The organism is Pseudomonas glycinis (assembly GCF_054871425.1).
This window is the reverse complement of the sequence record NZ_JBTYHF010000009.1, coordinates 132,514-147,865: the sequence shown is the minus strand read 5'-3', so window position 1 is coordinate 147,865 and position 15,352 is coordinate 132,514. Positions and strand designations below refer to the sequence as shown.

Here is a 15,352-nt window from a genome sequence, read left to right as displayed (position 1 = left end):
TCAGACTGCGCCGTTACGTTTGTCAGGCAATTCGCTGATCAGCATGAACAGACGGAACAGCACCACACTGGTGAACAGTTGCAGAAAGCTGTGAGCGCTGTCGATCAGCCCGGCAATCAGCGGATTCTGCGGCTCGGGGTACACCGCCAGCGTCGCGCCCTTGAGCAGCCACAACGGTGTCATCACGCAGAGAATGCACAGCAGGATGCGCCAGAAGTGCCCACGGGTCAGGCGCAGACTTTCCTTCATCGCCTGCAACGGTCCGAGGCCGCGCAGCACCAGCAGGTATTCGGCGAAGGCGAGCATGACCATCAGCATCAGGCCAGGCAGGAAGTACAGCGACAGGCCGAGCAGGATCAGCAAGGTATTGAGCGCGGTCAGCACGGCGAAGCGCGGCCACAGGGTGGCGGCCATCGCCAGCAGGTCACGGTTGCGCGGCGACTCGCCACGGCTGCGTGCATCGAGAAACAGGATCAGCGCGGCGGTGTACAGCGGATACACCAGCAGGCCGACGATGATGCTGACGCCGGCGAAGGTGTCCGGCCCGGTGGCGTGATCGACCGCCTGCTGCAAGAAAGCTTCGACAATCACCAGCGGCAGGCACAACTGCACGATGCTGCCCAGATGGCGTTTGAAAAAATACAAAGAGTCGCGCAGTACTTCGAGGGCATTCATCAGTCGGTATCGCAGGTTGAAAACAGTGGCTCACTTTAACCGATGCAACGCGGGCCGACACAAACGTAAACATTCGGTAAAGGCCATTGAAACGTTTTGTCACTGTCTCCATTACAGGAGAGCATCGCGCTCAGAGTGGGCGCGGGCACGTTATTACCGGCAATCTACGAGGTCGCCATGAACAGCGAAGAGCAAACCCTGATCGATGGACTGTTTTCCCGGCTGCAACAGGCCGAGATGGAGGCAGCCCCGCGCGACGCCCAGGCCGAGGCGCGGATCAAGGAACACCTGACGCGCCAACCGGCGGCAGGCTATTTCATGACCCAGGCGATTCTGGTGCAAGAGGCCGCGCTGAAAAGCCTCGATGAGCAGAACAAGCAACTGACTCAGCAAGTCCAGCGTCTGCAGGCCGAACTGCAATCGGCCAAGGCCCAGAGCGGCGCACCGGCATCCAGCGGTGGCGGTGGCTTCCTGTCGAGTATCTTTGGCGGCGGCAATTCACGTCCGGCGCCGAGCCAGAGCGCCGCACCGTCGTCCTCCGGCGGCTGGCGTGAACCGGCACCGCAGCAGAGCTACCAGACTCCGGCACCGCAACAGAACTTCGGCGCCGCGCCGCCCAACTATGCGCAGCAGGCAGCCCCGGCGGCGGGCAACAGCTTCCTCGGCGGCGCGCTGAAAACCGCTGCGGGCGTAGCCGGCGGTGTGATGCTGGCGCAGGGCATCAGCAGCCTGTTCCACCACAATCAGCAACCGGAAGAAATCGTCGAGGTCATCAAGGAAGAACCGGCGCAGGTCGCCGACCAGAGCAACAACGGCTGGGGCGATGATCAGCGGGTGGCGGACAACGGCTTCTCGGGCAATGACCAGGGCGGTTTCAGCGACGCCGATTACAGCAGCGACAATTCGTCGTTCTTCGATGACGACGACTCCTTTGTCTGACATCGCCTCTGAAGGCTGACATGTACACTGTGGCGAGGGGATTTATCCCCGCTGGGCTGCGCAGCAGCCCCGCTTTTCCTGATTGGAGCGAGGACTGCTGCGCAGCCCAACGGGGATGAATCCCTTCGCCACACTCACCACTCGTCAGCAGCACCTTTGCGCCTGTGGCCGATTATTCGCGGAACCCTCCTTCGGGCTGGCATACTGAGCGCCTTTTTCAGGCCTGATCGCCTGACCCCGCTTCGTGCGCTTGCGCGCTCACAGGAACTCCGGTGAAAAAAATCGCAGTGTTCGCCGATGTGCAGAACCTCTACTACACCGTGCGTCAGGCCTATGGTTGCCACTTCAACTACGCCGCATTGTGGGCCGACATCAGCAAGAACGGGCAGATCGTCGAGGCTTACGCCTACGCGATCGACCGTGGCGACAGCAAGCAGCAGCAGTTTCAGCAGATCCTGCGCAACCTCGGTTTCACCGTGAAGCTCAAGCCCTACATCCAGCGCAGCGACGGCTCGGCCAAGGGCGACTGGGATGTCGGCATTACCCTGGACATCATGGACGCCGCCGACCATGTCGACGAAGTGGTGCTGGCCTCCGGTGACGGCGATTTCGACATGCTGCTCGAACGCATCATCAACAAGCACGGCGTGCAAGCGGTGGCCTACGGCGTCCCCGGCCTGACCGCCAACTCGCTGATCCGCGCCGCCAGCCGCTACGTGCCGATCGAAGGCGCGCTGCTGCTCAAGAGCTGAGCTGAACAACAGATTTGAACGGAGTACACCCCGGTTTGGAACGCATTGCAGTCATCGACTTTGAAACCACCGGCCTGTCGCCGAACAGCAGCTGCCGCGCCACGGAAATCGCCGTGGTCATGCTGGAAAACGGCCGCATCGTCGAGCGTTACCAGAGCCTGATGAACGCCGGCGTGCGCGTCCCCGCGTTCATCGAGCAACTGACCGGCATCAGCAACGCCATGCTGCGCACCGCGCCGCCGGCCGAGCGGGTGATGGAAGAGGTCAACGAGTTCGTCGGTTGTACGCCGCTGTTGGCGCACAACGCCTCGTTCGACCAGAAGTTCTGGGATTTCGAACTGGGGCGGATCAAACGCACCCGCCTGCAGAATTTCGCCTGTTCACTGCTGCTGGCGCGGCGCCTGATGCCGGCGGCGCCGAATCACAAGCTCGGCACGCTCACCACTTTCGCGCGGCTACCGCATACCGGTCAGGCTCACCGGGCCATGGCCGACGCCGAGATGGCGGCCAATCTGATGGCGCATCTGGCGCAAGAGTTGCGGGGCAAGCACGGGGTGCGCGAGTTGAATCACGACCTGTTGTGCAAGTTGCAGAAAGTCCCTGCGGCGAAAGTCGGCGAGCATTTGCAGCGTTATCGCTGATTCCAGGCACTCCGACTGATCGTTCCCACGCTCTGCGTGGGAATGAAGTCCAGGACGCTCGGCGTCCCTTTCAAAGCCGAACGCAGAGCGTCCGTTGAGGCATTCCCACGCGGAGCGTGGGAACGATCCAAGATGGATGTCTGCTGATGCACCGCCTTCGCGAGCAAGCTCGCTCCCACAAGGACCTTGTCGGTCTCAGCTGCTTTCATGCAAAAGTGTACCGGCGCGAAAAACAGGTTTTGTAACTTATTTTTGCGCGGCGGTCTTTCTAGAATGACCGGTCCACAGAAGTCTGACTGTCGAGCTGCCCATGCCTGCCTTGCGCCGTTTTTCCCTGCCATTGATCGCTGCGTTTTTTGCGTTGTACGTGATTTGGGGGTCGACCTATCTGGTGATCCGCATCGGCGTCGAATACTGGCCGCCGCTGTTGCTGGCCGGGGTGCGCTTTGTCATTGCCGGCAGCTTGATGTATGCCTGGCTGCGCTGGCGCGGGGCTGCGGCGCCGACCTGGGCGCAGTGGAAAGCGGCGGGGCTGGTCGGCATTCTGCTGCTCAGTTTTGGTAATGGCGCGGTCAGCGTGGCCGAGCACACTGGTGTGGCTTCCGGCGTCGCCGCGCTGGCGGTGGCGACGGTGCCACTGTTCACCTTGTTGTTCGGCTACTTCTGGGGCGCGCGCAATACGCGGCTGGAGTGGGCCGGTGTGGCGTTGGGGATTATTGGCATCGCCATGCTCAACATGGGTTCCAACCTGCAATCGAGCCCGCTCGGCGCGATGTTGCTGATCTTCGCGGCGGCGAGCTGGGCGTTCGGTTCGGTTTGGAGCAAGCATCTGCCGCTGCCAGCAGGGGCGATGGCCAGCGCTGTGGAAATGCTCGTCGGCGGCGTGGTCTTGCTGATCGGCAGTGCGCTGAGCGGCGAGCACCTGCAAGCCATGCCGCCGCTCGAAGGGTGGCTGGCGCTGGCCTATCTGATCTTCTTTGGCTCGATCATCGCCTTCAATTCCTACATGTATCTGCTCAAACACGTGCGCCCGGCGGCAGCGACCAGTTATGCCTACGTCAACCCGGCGGTGGCGGTGTTGCTCGGTGTGGTGTTTGTCGGCGAGACCATCGGCATCGAAGAAGCGCTGGCGATGCTGGTGATCATCAGCGCGGTGCTGCTGATCAGCCTGCCGCAGTGGCGTCGACCTGCGCAGCCACCCGTGGAAGAGGCGAAAGCCGTTCCGACGGAAGCGCGTACGAATTAGGGTAAACTGCGCGGCATTGCATCCCCGCGTCATTTTTTCCTACGGTACTCCCATGACTTTCGCCTCCCTTGGCCTGATCGAACCCTTGCTGCGCTCCCTCGAGACGCTCGGCTACCAGACCCCGACGCCGGTGCAGGCGCAAGCCATTCCGGCGGTGCTGGCCGGTCGCGACCTGATGGCAGCCGCCCAGACCGGCACCGGTAAAACTGCCGGTTTCGCCTTGCCGCTGTTGCAGTTGCTGGCCATGGAAGGGCCGAAAGTCACCGCCAACTCGGCGCGTGCGCTGATTCTGGTGCCGACCCGCGAGTTGGCCGAGCAGGTCCACGAAGCCGTGCGCCAGTACGCGGAAAATCTGCCGCTGCGTACTTACGCGGTGTATGGCGGTGTCAGCATCAACCCGCAGATGATGAAGCTGCGCGGCGGCGTCGATGTGCTGGTCGCCACACCCGGTCGCTTGATCGACCTGTTCCGCCAGAACGCGCTGAAGCTCAATCAGCTGCAAACGCTGGTGCTGGATGAAGCCGACCGTATGCTCGACCTGGGCTTCTCGGAAGAACTGGCGAACATTTACCGCATGCTGCCGAAAAAGCGCCAGACCCTGCTGTTCTCAGCGACCTTTTCCGATGACATCCGCCTGCTTGCCGGGCAGATGCTCAACGATCCTTTGAGCGTCGAAGTCAGCCCGCGCAACGTCGCTGCCAACACGGTCAAGCAGTGGATCGTCACCGTAGACAAGAAGCGCAAGGCCGAACTGTTCGTGCACCTGATGCGCAAGAACAAGTGGAAACAGGTGCTGGTGTTCGCCAAGACGCGCAACGGCGTCGATGCGCTGGTGGAAAAGCTTCAGGGCCTTGGTGTGAATGCTGACGGCATCCATGGCGACAAACCGCAGGCTACGCGCCAGCGCGCGCTGGACCGGTTCAAGCTCAGCGAAGTGCAGATTCTGGTCGCGACCGACGTCGCCGCTCGTGGTCTGGACATCGAAGACCTGCCGCTGGTGGTCAACTTCGATCTGCCGATCGTCGCCGAGGATTACATTCACCGCATCGGCCGGACTGGTCGCGCGGGTGCCACCGGTGAGGCGATTTCGCTGGTGTGTGCGGACGAAGTGAACATGTTGTCGGCAATCGAGATGCTGACGCGGCAGAACCTGAAGCGCCAGAACGAACCGGATTTCGAACCCGAGCACCGCGTGCCAGACACCGATGCCAGCGGTCAGGTGATCAAGAAGCCGAAAAAACCGAAGAAGCCGAAAGCGTCGGGCGGTGGCGGTGGTAAGCGTAATCTGGGCAAGTGGGTCGACAGCGGCGAGACCTCGGCACCGGAGCCATCGATCAAGCCGGTGCGCAAAGTGCCGGTGTTCAATACTGGACCGCGTAAGCGCAAGCCTTGAGATCAAAGATCAAAAGCCCTTCACCCTAACCCTCTCCCGGAGGGAGAGGGGACTGATTGGGGAATGCTTGAGAGTTACGTCGACGTGATATATCAGTTGTGAATCCCTAATCGACACGATCGTTCAGGTCGTGCATGACGTCAGACACCTCGGTCGGCTCCCTCTCCTAGGGGAGAGTTCTGGGGTGAGGGGCGAGGGCGACTCAGTTCCCGCGCCCTAACCAGCTCAACATCCCCAACCCAGCCGCCCGCCCGCTGGCAAAACACCCGGTCAGCAAATACCCTCCGGTCGGCGCTTCCCAGTCGAGCATCTCGCCCGCACAAAACACCCCCGGCAGGGCCTTGAGCATCAAGCGCTCATCCATCGCTTCGAACCTTACGCCACCGGCACTGCTGATCGCTTCGTCCAGCGGACGGGTTTTCACCAGAGTCAGCGGCAACGCTTTGATCGCTCGCGCCAACAGCACCGGATCGGCGAACGTTTCGGCGTCGGTCAGCTCGCGCAACAACGCGGCTTTAACCCCATCAATCCCCACCTGACTGTGCAGATGCTTGGCCATTGAGCGCGAACCACGTGGTTTGCTCAGCGCCGCCTGCAATTTATCCACAGGCCGGCCGGGCAGCAGGTCGATGTGGATAACCGCTGCGCCGTAGCGATTGATTTCCTCGCGTATCGGCGCCGACAGCGCATAGATCAGGCTGCCTTCAATGCCGGTGGCGGTGATCACGCATTCGCCCAGACGCGGGATATCGTCGTTTAACCCGATGGCGATGTTTTTCAGCGGTGCGCCGGCGAATTTGCTCACCATCAGCTCGCTCCAGGCTTGCACCTCGAAGCCGCAATTGCTTGGCTGCAACGGCGCCAGATCCACGCCGCGCTGCTCCAGCGGCAACATCCACGCGCCATCCGAGCCCAGGCGCGACCAACTGCCGCCGCCGAGGGCAAGCAGGGTGGCGTCGGGGTTTACGCTGATTTCGCCTTGCGGGCTGGCGATGCGCAGTGCACCGCTTGCGTCCCAGCCGAGCCAGCGATGGCGGGTGTGGATAACTACGCCGCTGTCGCGCAGGCGCTTGAGCCAGGCGCGCAACAGTGGCGCGGCTTTCATGTCGGTGGGGAACACGCGGCCGGAGCTGCCGATGAAGGTTTCGATGCCCAGTTCATTAATCCACTGGCACAGCGCATCGGCATCGAATGCGCGCAGCAGCGGGGCGATCTGCGGTGCGCGTTCGGCGTAACGGGAGAGGAACGCCGGGTAGGCTTCGGAATGGGTGATGTTCATGCCGCCGACCCCGGCCAGCAGGAACTTGCGCCCGACCGAGGGCATGCCGTCGTACACGTCGACGCGGATTCCGGCCTGGCTCAGCACTTCGGCGGCCATCAGGCCGGCGGGGCCACCGCCGATGATGGCGACGTGGGTGTTGGCGGGGGCGGAATTCTGGGTCATGGGCGTGCGCTGCGGTATGGCGGGACAAGGCGCGCATTCTAACAGCGCTGAACTCTGTGGGAGACACCATGTGGGAGCGAGCCTGCTCGCGAACGCGGTCTGTCAGTCAATTAGATGGTGTGGGTGCTAAAGCTTTCGCGAGCAGGTCGCTCCCACCGGGGCTGCGGTGTATTTCGAGGCTGGTTAAAAAATAAACAGTGCGCTGGGCGCCTTGGCCAGCATGGCCTGCAGTCCCTTTCACTCAGGTTATCCACAGGCAGTTCCACAGCGATTGTGGGTAACGCAGCACGTTTCAATGACAGCCGTGTGAATCCCACACTCGTTGCGCGCTGTGATGGAGGATGCCGTGGCGGCGGGCGAGGGCGTGGCGATCCTTGCTGTAGCCGCCGCCGATCACCCCGACCACCGGAATGTCGCGGCCCAGGCAATGGCGCATCACCCGTTCATCGCGCTCGCCTACGCCCTCGTCGGTCAGTTGCAGATAACCAAGGGCATCGTCCTTGTGCACATCGACGCCGGCGTCGTAGAGCACCAGATCCGGTTGATACAGCGGCAACAGGTAATTGAGCGTGTCATCGACCACCTGCAGATAGTCGGCATCGCCCATGCCTTTGGGCAGCGGAATATCCCAGTCACTTTCGGCTTTGCGTGCGGGAAAATTCTTCTCGCAGTGCAGGGAAACGGTAATCGCCTCCGGCGTGTCGTGCAGAATCCGCGCGGTGCCGTCGCCCTGATGCACGTCGCAATCGAAGATCAGCACGCGATTGACCCGGCCGCTCTGCAACAGGTACTGGCTGATGATCGCCAGGTCATTGAAGATGCAGAAGCCGGCAGGGTAATCGTAGTGAGCGTGATGGGTGCCGCCGGCCAGATGACAGGCGAGGCCATGCTCAAGGGCTTGCTCTGCCGCCAGGATCGAGCCGCCCACCGCGCGCACCGTGCGTCGCGCCAGCGCTTCGTTCCACGGCAGGCCGAGGCGCCGTTGGTCTTCGCGGGACAACTCGCCGCTCATGTAGCGTTCGATATAGCTGCGGTCATGGGCGAGGGCGAGGATGTCGTTGGGACAGATCTGCGGGCGCAGCAGGTCGGCGTCGCGGGTCAGGCCGCTGTCGACCAGGTGATCGCGCAGCAGCCGGAACTTGTCCATGGGAAAGCGGTGATCCGCGGGAAACTCGGGGCTGTAGTCTTCGTGATAGATCAACGGCAAGGGCATGGCTTGTTTCGCGCAGAACCAGGGAAAGAATGAACGATCCTACCAGCGATGTAGACTCAACGGCATGGAAATGGAGGGGACGATGGAGCCGATACTGGAGCTGCAAAGCGCGCGTTTGTTGATGCGTCAGTGGCAGGACGAGGATTTGCCGGCATTCGCCGCGATGTGCGCCGATCCACAGGTGATGCGCTACTTTCCAGCGCCGTTGACCCGGCTCGAAAGTGCCGCGCTGATCGGTCGCGTGCGCGGGCATTTTGCCGAGCATGGCTTTGGCCTGTGGGCGCTGGAGCGCAAAGACACGGGCGAGTTCATCGGTTTCACCGGGTTGGGCGTGGTCGGTTTCGATGCGCCGTTTACCCCGGCGGTGGAGATCGGCTGGCGTCTGGCCAAGGAACACTGGGGCCTGGGTTACGCCAGCGAAGCGGCGTGGACCGCACTGCGCGCGGGTTTCGACCAGTTGAAGCTGGAGGAAATCGTCTCGTTTACCGCCGGGCAGAATGCGCAGTCGGAGAAGGTCATGCAAGCGATCGGCATGCATCACGATCCGCAGGATGATTTCGATCACCCCAGGCTTGCGCTCGATCACCCGTTGCGCCGCCATGTCCTGTATCGCATCAGCCGCGAACAATGGCTGCAAACCTTGCATGAATAAGCCGACACGGACGTTTACAATGGCCGCCATCGTATTTGGCCCGTGCCAGAACCTGAATCGTCCGCCGCAGCCAAGACTGCGCGGCCATTGCTTTGTGTGAGGAGAGTCTGAATGAGCCAAGTGCTGGAAGATCTGGTCGATCTGCTGACCCTGGAACCGATCGAAGAAAACCTGTTCCGTGGTCGTAGTCAGGATCTGGGGTTCCGCCAGTTGTTCGGCGGTCAGGTGCTCGGCCAGTCGCTGTCGGCGGCCAGTCAGACGGTGGAAGAGGCGCGCCATGTGCACTCGCTGCACGGTTATTTCCTGCGCCCGGGCGATGCCAAGTTGCCGGTGGTCTATTCGGTTGATCGCGTGCGTGATGGCGGCAGCTTCAGCACCCGCCGCGTGACGGCGATCCAGAAGGGCCACCCGATCTTCACGTGCAGCGCTTCGTTCCAGTACGACGAAAAAGGCTTCGAGCATCAGGGCCAGATGCCGGCGGTGGTCGGCCCGGAAAACCTGCCCTCGGAGCTGGAACTGATCCAGCAGCGTGCGCATCTGATTCCCGAGCACATGCGTGAAAAACTGCTGTGCCCGAAACCGATCGAAGTACGCCCGGTCACCGAAAAGGATCCGTACAACCCGCAACCGGCCGATCCGATCAAATATGTGTGGTTTCGCGCCGACGGCGCCCTCGCCGATATTCCTGCGCTGCACAAATACCTGCTGGCCTACGCCTCGGACTTCGGCCTGCTGACCACGTCGATGCTGCCCCACGGCAAGTCGGTCTGGCAGAAGGACATGCAGGTCGCCAGCCTCGATCACGCGCTGTGGTTCCACAACGACCTGCGCGCCGATGACTGGTTGCTCTACGCGATGGACAGCCCGTGGGCCGGCAACTCCCGTGGTTTTTCCCGTGGCAGCGTGTTCAACCGCGCCGGGCAACTGGTCGCTTCGGTGACTCAGGAAGGCCTGATCCGCCATCGCAAGGACTGGGCATGAGCCTGACCGAGGTTCGTCATTGGGTGTTCGATATGGACGGCACGCTGACTGTCGCCGTGCATGATTTCGCGGCGATTCGTGTGGCGCTGGCGATTCCGCCAGAGGACGACATCCTCACCCATCTCGCTGCATTGCCAGCGGATGAAGCAGCGGCCAAGCATGCCTGGTTGCTCGAGCACGAACGCGATCTGGCGCTGGGCTCGAGCCCGGCCACCGGCGCGGTTGAGCTGGTGCGCGACCTGCATGCGCGCGGTTATCGCCTCGGCATTCTCACGCGCAATGCGCGTGAGCTGGCGCACGTGACGCTGGAGGCGATCGGCCTGGCCGACTGCTTTGCGGTCGAGGATGTGCTGGGTCGCGACGAAGCACCGCCGAAGCCGCATCCCGGCGGTTTGCTGAAACTGGCCGAAGCCTGGCAAGTGCCGGCCAGTAACATGGTGATGGTCGGCGATTACCGCTTTGATCTGGATTGCGGCCGAGCAGCGGGGGCGCGGACGGTGTTGGTGAATCTGCCGGATAACCCGTGGCCGGAGTTGACGGATTGGCATGCGAAGGATTGTGTTGAGTTGCGGCGGATGCTGTTTGCCTGACATCTTCGTCGCCTGAGCCGGCCCCTTCGCGAGCAAGCTCGCTCCCACATTGGATCTTCAGTGCACACATATTTTGTGCATGTCATAGAGCTATGTGGGAGCGAGCTTGCTCGCGAAGGGGGCGGTGGATTCAGAAAAAAACCTACTGATCAAACAACGCCTTCTGCCCCTCCGCCGACGTCAGCATGCCATCCCCGTCATGCCCGACTCCCGGCACTTCCACCAGCCGCTGATTGACCCCCTCGGGATGCCGGCGCAGTAAGTAGCCGAAATACATTTTTCCGCGCATCAACCGGTAAGCCCCTTGCGCCTCGGCCGCACAGCTCTTGTCCAGCGCCGGGTGTTCCGGATCGACGTCCTGCTGCCCGAGCAGATAAATCACCTCACGTTTGACGTAAGCGCTCTCGACCTGCAACGGCGTTTGCCCGCCGGCATACACCGGCATGTCCGCCAGGCCGTACTTCCAGCGATTGAAACCAGGACATTGCGCGTGATCGAACGCCACTGGCCGCTGCTCGTTGAAGTACGCATAAGAAGAAGGATTGGCTACCACATAGCGCAAGCGAATGCCGTTGGCCTTGAGCGCTGGCTGATCCTTGGCCAGCAGGGCGTAACGCTGCACCACCTGGCCCCCGCCAGAGTGGCCGAAGATCACGATCTGCTTCACGTCCGGAAACTGTTTGCGATCGCTGACCCGCGCGACGATTTCATCCAGCGCCGCGTAGGAACTCAGCGGATTCGGCCCGGTGGACAAGCCGCCGCCCATCCACTCGTTGCCCTGCCAGCGCAGCACTGTCGGCGGCAAGGAATACAGGGTGACGTCACTTTCATTGAGAAACTGCGGAGCGATCACCAGCGTGTGCGCAGTTTGCCCGGCGAGTTCGGCGGCACTTTCCGCGCTTTTGCGGTAGGTCTCGGCGTTGCGCAGGCGACCGTGAATGACGATCAGCACCCGCTCGATCTTTTCCGGTGCCGGGCCGATGCCCACTGCCATTTCCCCGGCCTTGAGTTGCAGGCGACCGGGGCTGATCGCATCGACGCCGGCCGCTTGCGCGGTGCCGACGATGAACAGTAACGCCACAAGCCATTTATGCATTTACAGGGTTTTCGCCGCGAAGGTGTCGCACTGGCTTACCTGGCCTTGCGCGAATCCGGTTTTGAACCAGCGCACCCTTTGCGCTGACGTACCGTGGGTAAACGAGTCCGGCACCACACGGCCCTGACCCTGTTGCTGCAAGCGATCATCGCCGATGGCGTTGGCGGCGTTCAAGGCTTCCTCGATGTCGCCCGGTTCCAGCCAGTTCAGGCGTTTCTGCGCGTTATACGCCCAGACGCCGGCGAGACAGTCGGCCTGCAATTCCTGGCGAACCAGCAAGCCGCCGTCGCCCTCCATCTGCCGGCCTTGCTGACGCGCCGCCTGCATCTTCGCCGAGACGCCCAGCAGCGTCTGCACATGGTGGCCGACTTCGTGCGCAATCACGTAAGCCTGAGCGAAATCGCCAGCGGCTTTGAAGCGCTGCGACATCTCCTGAAAGAAGGCCATGTCCAGATAGACCTTCTGGTCGGCCGGGCAGTAGAACGGGCCGGTGGCAGAAGTGGCCATGCCGCACGCGGAGTTCACCCGATTGCTGAACAGCACCAGTGTCGGGTCTTTGTATTGGCGTCCGGCCTGCTGGAAGATCGGACCCCAGGTGTCTTCGGTGTCGCCGAGGATAGAGCGGACGAATTCAGCCTGTTCATCGTTGGCCGGCGGTGCCTGACGGGTTTGCGAGGTGGGCGCCGGTTGTTCCATCTGCCCGGTCAACTGGCCGAGAATCTGCATCGGGTCCTGGCCGGTGAGCCAGCCGATGCCGACGATCAGCACAATAGCGGTCAGGCTCAGGCCCTTGCCGCCACCGAAGCGCATGCCGCCGCCACCGCCGGCATCATCACCCCGGGCGTCGACGACGTTGTCACTGCGTCGGCCTTTTTTCCATAGCATGTGGGAATCCTCTTTCTATTGCCGGTGATGAATCTGCTGGTGATGAGTGTTGCCGCTGTGTGAGTGTGGCGCCAGTCCGGTCGTCCGTCCATGCACACGCGCCCACATGGTGCGGGCCTGGTATTGACGGTCGAGCGGGCCGTGAATTCAATCCCGAGTGGAATTTCTTCCGTCGAATTCATGAACCCGCTGTTTCGACGGCAGTCTGTGATGTTGCACACTGGCCGGGCGCCGAAGTGGCGGGAATCTTGCGTCACGGTTTTGCTCAACGGCGGTTTCCCGGCGAAGAAGAGTGCAACCTGTGCGGTTGCTGAAAGCTCAGCCGACTATGATTGCCACAACGATTGCCGCCAGCGCGAACGCTCGCCCGGATTTTTTTCAGAGATTGCCAATGACCGTCAGCACCCCGCTCTCCGGTGTCAACCAGCCCTTCAAGGGGATTCTGCTGATTGTCGTGGCGACGTTCCTGTTTTCCAGCCACGACGCGTTGTCGAAATACCTCTCCGGTTTTTATCCGATCGTGATGGTGGTGTGGGCGCGCTATGTGGTGCACACCTTGTTGATGGCGGGGATTTTCCTGCCGCAGTCGGGTTTGCGCGTGCTGCGCACCAAGAAACCGTTATGGCAGCTCGCCCGTGCCCTGTGCCTGCTCGGCACCAGCCTGTTTTTCACCACGGCGTTGCTGTACATCCCGCTGGCCGAAGCCACGGCGGTCAACTTTCTCGCGCCGGTATTGGTGACGGCGTTATCGGTGCCGTTGCTCAAGGAACGGGTGACGCGCGGGCAGTGGATCGCGGTGATCTGCGGCTTCATCGGCGTGCTGATCATCGTCCACCCGGGCGGCGAACTGTTTACCCCGGCGATCCTGCTGCCGTTCTGTTCGGCGCTGTTCTTCTGCTTCTACCAACTGCTGACGCGCAAACTCGCCGAAGTGGACAGCCCGACCACCAGCAACTTCTTTGCCGGGCTGTGCAATACCCTGGTGATGAGCGCGCTGGTGCCGTTCTTCTGGCAGGTGCCGACGTGGACTCACGCCGCGCTGATGCTCGCGCTGGGCAGTTGCGGGATGACGGCGCATCTGTTCCTGACCCAGGCCTTCCGTCACGCCGCACCAGCCTTGCTGGCGCCGTTCGGCTATTGCCAGATCGTCTTTGCCGGGTTGTTGGGCTGGCTGCTGTTCAATCACACCCCGAGCGGGTTGACGGTGATTGGTATTGCGGTGATCTGTTGCAGCGGATTGGCGGCAGCGTGGCAGCAGAGCCGGCGCTGAGGAGCGGATCCCGGTACAACTTGTGGGAGCGAGCCTGCTCGCGAAAGCGGTGGGTCAGTCGCCATATTCAGCGGCTGACGTGACGCCTTCGCGAGCAGGCTCGCTCCCACAATGGGATGTATGCAGGCAGGTTATTCGACGGTCGGAATCTTGCGCGGTGCCATGAAGTACATCCACGTCAGTGCGAGGAAGTACATCGCCGGAATCAGCGTGAACAGCACCGTGTAGTTGTTGTTGGTGACGGTGAGGATGTGGCCGACGATCTGGGTCATGAACATCCCGCCGATCGCCGCGCACATGCCGCCGAAGCCGAACACCGTGCTCATCATGTGCTTGGGCGTGTAGTCCATCACCAGGCTCCAGATGTTCGCCGTCCAGGCCTGATGCGCGCCGATCGCCAGCGAGATCGCCGCCACCGCCACCCACAGGTTCGCCGAGCCGGCAGCCATCACCACGCCAATGATGCAGCAGGCAAACAGCAACATCGACAGCAGCCGCGCCTTGATCGAGTTCATCCCGCGACCGATCAGGAACGAGGACAGAATCCCGCCGCCGACACTGCCGAAGTCAGCCGTGACATAAATGATGATCAGTGGAATACCCATCTGCGTCACGTTGATGCCGAGGTTGTATTGCTGATTGAGAAACGGCGGCAGCCAGTACAGATAGAACCAGAACACCGGCGCGGTCAGCGAGTAGGCGAGGGCGAAGGCCCAGGTGCCGCGCATGCGCAGGATCTTCGAGAACGGCACGCGCGCCTGTTCCGGTTCGACTTGCTGCTGGATGTAATCAAGCTCCGACTGTTTCACCGTTGGGTGATCTTCCGGATTGAAGTACTTCAAGCCCCAGAACAACAGCCAGATGCCACCCAGTGCCGCCATGCACAGAAACGCGGCTTGCCAGCCCCACACATGCAGGACCAGTGGCAGCAGCATCGGCGTGAACATCGCGCCGACGTTGGTGCCGGCGTTGAAAATGCCGGTAGCGACTGCACGTTCACCGGCCGGGAACCACAGGCGCGTGGTCTTCACACAGGCCGGGTAGTTGGCCGCTTCCGTCAGGCCGAGGATAAAGCGGCAGACCATGAAGCCGACCGCCGAGGTCGCCAGGCCATGGGCGCCGGTCGCCAGGCTCCAGAGCAGCACGGCGCAAAAGAACACGCGCTTGACGCCGACCCGGTCGATCAGGCGTCCCTGCAGGACAAAACCGATCGCGTAGCCGACCTGAAACCAGAAGTTGATGTTGGCGTAATCCATCGCCGTCCAGCTCATTTCCTTGGCGAGGATCGGCTGCATGACGCCGAGGGCGGCGCGGTCGATGTAGTTGAGGGTGGTGGCGAAAAACACCAGCGCCAGCATGCCCCAGCGGGTCTTGCCGACAGCCATGGCGCCGCGGATCTTGTCGCCTATGCCACCCGTGGCAGTGCTCATGGCCGGAGCCATGCGGGAAGTCTGTGAAGGAATCATGTGTTCCACCCGTTTTTGGATTTGTTATTTGGTGTTCTTTTCTGTCGAACACCTTGCCCGGTGGTTAGTGGCCGGACTCGATGTGCAACCGATGTTGGGCAGTGAACAA

15 protein-coding genes are annotated in these 15,352 nt (G+C 61.9%); 9 read left to right on the top strand and 6 right to left on the bottom strand.

Annotation, left to right across the window (positions count from 1 at the left end; all coding sequences use genetic code 11):
• A complete protein-coding gene (locus tag ACYSTU_RS21375; protein ID WP_016773061.1) occupies positions 1-675 on the bottom strand; it encodes a YciC family protein in 675 nt (224 codons plus the stop codon).
• Positions 676-852: 177 nt separating this feature from the next.
• Between ACYSTU_RS21375 and ACYSTU_RS21370 the strand changes: the two genes are divergently transcribed.
• From ACYSTU_RS21370 to rhlE1, 5 genes are all read left to right on the top strand, one after another.
• The gene (locus ACYSTU_RS21370) at positions 853-1,614 is read left to right on the top strand and encodes a DUF2076 domain-containing protein (protein WP_499001464.1); all 762 of its coding nucleotides are present in this window, start codon (positions 853-855) and stop codon (positions 1,612-1,614) included.
• 272 nt (positions 1,615-1,886) lie between these two features.
• Positions 1,887-2,366 carry a LabA-like NYN domain-containing protein gene (locus ACYSTU_RS21365; RefSeq protein ID WP_056790604.1) on the top strand — a complete coding sequence of 160 codons (480 nt, stop codon included), beginning with the start codon at positions 1,887-1,889 and terminating at the stop codon, positions 2,364-2,366.
• A 35-nt stretch (positions 2,367-2,401) separates the two neighbouring features.
• Positions 2,402-3,007: a 3'-5' exonuclease gene (locus ACYSTU_RS21360; RefSeq protein WP_076564198.1), complete on the top strand. Its 606-nt coding sequence runs from the start codon at positions 2,402-2,404 to the stop codon at positions 3,005-3,007.
• A gap of 310 nt (positions 3,008-3,317) precedes the next feature.
• A complete protein-coding gene (gene yedA / locus ACYSTU_RS21355; protein WP_041477748.1) occupies positions 3,318-4,253 on the top strand; it encodes a drug/metabolite exporter YedA in 936 nt (311 codons plus the stop codon).
• 52 nt (positions 4,254-4,305) lie between these two features.
• On the top strand, positions 4,306-5,646 hold the full coding sequence (gene rhlE1 / locus ACYSTU_RS21350; RefSeq protein ID WP_024014423.1) for an RNA helicase RhlE1: 1,341 nt from the start codon (positions 4,306-4,308) through the stop codon (positions 5,644-5,646).
• A gap of 202 nt (positions 5,647-5,848) precedes the next feature.
• On the opposite strand, the gene ACYSTU_RS21345 is transcribed toward rhlE1, so the two are convergent.
• Positions 5,849-7,090, bottom strand: a complete 1,242-nt coding sequence (locus ACYSTU_RS21345) for a TIGR03862 family flavoprotein (protein WP_499001459.1) — start codon at positions 7,088-7,090, stop codon at positions 5,849-5,851.
• A 292-nt stretch (positions 7,091-7,382) separates the two neighbouring features.
• Positions 7,383-8,303, bottom strand: a complete 921-nt coding sequence (locus tag ACYSTU_RS21340) for a histone deacetylase family protein (RefSeq protein WP_499001456.1) — start codon at positions 8,301-8,303, stop codon at positions 7,383-7,385.
• 82 nt (positions 8,304-8,385) lie between these two features.
• On the opposite strand from ACYSTU_RS21340, the gene ACYSTU_RS21335 reads away from it, so the two are divergent.
• The 3 genes from ACYSTU_RS21335 (at position 8,386) to ACYSTU_RS21325 (ending at position 10,526) form a co-directional block, all read left to right on the top strand.
• Positions 8,386-8,955 carry a GNAT family N-acetyltransferase gene (locus ACYSTU_RS21335; protein WP_110603105.1) on the top strand — a complete coding sequence of 190 codons (570 nt, stop codon included), beginning with the start codon at positions 8,386-8,388 and terminating at the stop codon, positions 8,953-8,955.
• A 111-nt stretch (positions 8,956-9,066) separates the two neighbouring features.
• Complete coding sequence (gene tesB / locus ACYSTU_RS21330) at positions 9,067-9,936, top strand: acyl-CoA thioesterase II (protein WP_016773073.1); 870 nt, start codon at positions 9,067-9,069, stop codon at positions 9,934-9,936.
• On the top strand, positions 9,933-10,526 hold the full coding sequence (locus ACYSTU_RS21325; protein ID WP_499001452.1) for an HAD family hydrolase: 594 nt from the start codon (positions 9,933-9,935) through the stop codon (positions 10,524-10,526). The genes tesB and ACYSTU_RS21325 overlap by 4 nt, the downstream gene beginning before the upstream one ends.
• Before the next feature lie 142 nt (positions 10,527-10,668).
• On the opposite strand, the gene ACYSTU_RS21320 is transcribed toward ACYSTU_RS21325, so the two are convergent.
• Positions 10,669-11,622 carry an alpha/beta fold hydrolase gene (locus ACYSTU_RS21320; RefSeq protein WP_130887736.1) on the bottom strand — a complete coding sequence of 318 codons (954 nt, stop codon included), beginning with the start codon at positions 11,620-11,622 and terminating at the stop codon, positions 10,669-10,671.
• A complete protein-coding gene (gene ypfJ, locus ACYSTU_RS21315) occupies positions 11,623-12,507 on the bottom strand; it encodes a KPN_02809 family neutral zinc metallopeptidase (RefSeq protein WP_016773076.1) in 885 nt (294 codons plus the stop codon).
• Positions 12,508-12,898: 391 nt separating this feature from the next.
• Between ypfJ and ACYSTU_RS21310 the strand changes: the two genes are divergently transcribed.
• Entirely contained in the window at positions 12,899-13,777 is an 879-nt protein-coding gene (locus tag ACYSTU_RS21310; protein ID WP_016773077.1) for a DMT family transporter, read from the top strand.
• Between the two features lie 131 nt (positions 13,778-13,908).
• Here the strand turns inward: ACYSTU_RS21310 and ACYSTU_RS21305 are convergent, their stop codons facing one another.
• Positions 13,909-15,243, bottom strand: a complete 1,335-nt coding sequence (locus ACYSTU_RS21305) for an MFS transporter (RefSeq protein ID WP_041477757.1) — start codon at positions 15,241-15,243, stop codon at positions 13,909-13,911.
• Between the last annotated feature and the right edge of the window lie 109 nt (positions 15,244-15,352).

Coding starts and splice junctions, on each gene's coding strand:
- ACYSTU_RS21375 (WP_016773061.1), bottom strand. CDS start 675: ATGAATGCCCTCGAAGTACTGCGCGACTCTTTGTATTTTTTCAAACGC.
- ACYSTU_RS21370 (WP_499001464.1), top strand. CDS start 853: ATGAACAGCGAAGAGCAAACCCTGATCGATGGACTGTTTTCCCGGCTG.
- yedA (WP_041477748.1), top strand. CDS start 3,318: ATGCCTGCCTTGCGCCGTTTTTCCCTGCCATTGATCGCTGCGTTTTTT.
- rhlE1 (WP_024014423.1), top strand. CDS start 4,306: ATGACTTTCGCCTCCCTTGGCCTGATCGAACCCTTGCTGCGCTCCCTC.
- ACYSTU_RS21345 (WP_499001459.1), bottom strand. CDS start 7,090: ATGACCCAGAATTCCGCCCCCGCCAACACCCACGTCGCCATCATCGGC.
- ACYSTU_RS21340 (WP_499001456.1), bottom strand. CDS start 8,303: ATGCCCTTGCCGTTGATCTATCACGAAGACTACAGCCCCGAGTTTCCC.
- ACYSTU_RS21335 (WP_110603105.1), top strand. CDS start 8,386: ATGGAGCCGATACTGGAGCTGCAAAGCGCGCGTTTGTTGATGCGTCAG.
- tesB (WP_016773073.1), top strand. CDS start 9,067: ATGAGCCAAGTGCTGGAAGATCTGGTCGATCTGCTGACCCTGGAACCG.
- ACYSTU_RS21325 (WP_499001452.1), top strand. CDS start 9,933: ATGAGCCTGACCGAGGTTCGTCATTGGGTGTTCGATATGGACGGCACG.
- ACYSTU_RS21320 (WP_130887736.1), bottom strand. CDS start 11,622: ATGCATAAATGGCTTGTGGCGTTACTGTTCATCGTCGGCACCGCGCAA.
- ypfJ (WP_016773076.1), bottom strand. CDS start 12,507: ATGCTATGGAAAAAAGGCCGACGCAGTGACAACGTCGTCGACGCCCGG.
- ACYSTU_RS21310 (WP_016773077.1), top strand. CDS start 12,899: ATGACCGTCAGCACCCCGCTCTCCGGTGTCAACCAGCCCTTCAAGGGG.
- ACYSTU_RS21305 (WP_041477757.1), bottom strand. CDS start 15,243: ATGATTCCTTCACAGACTTCCCGCATGGCTCCGGCCATGAGCACTGCC.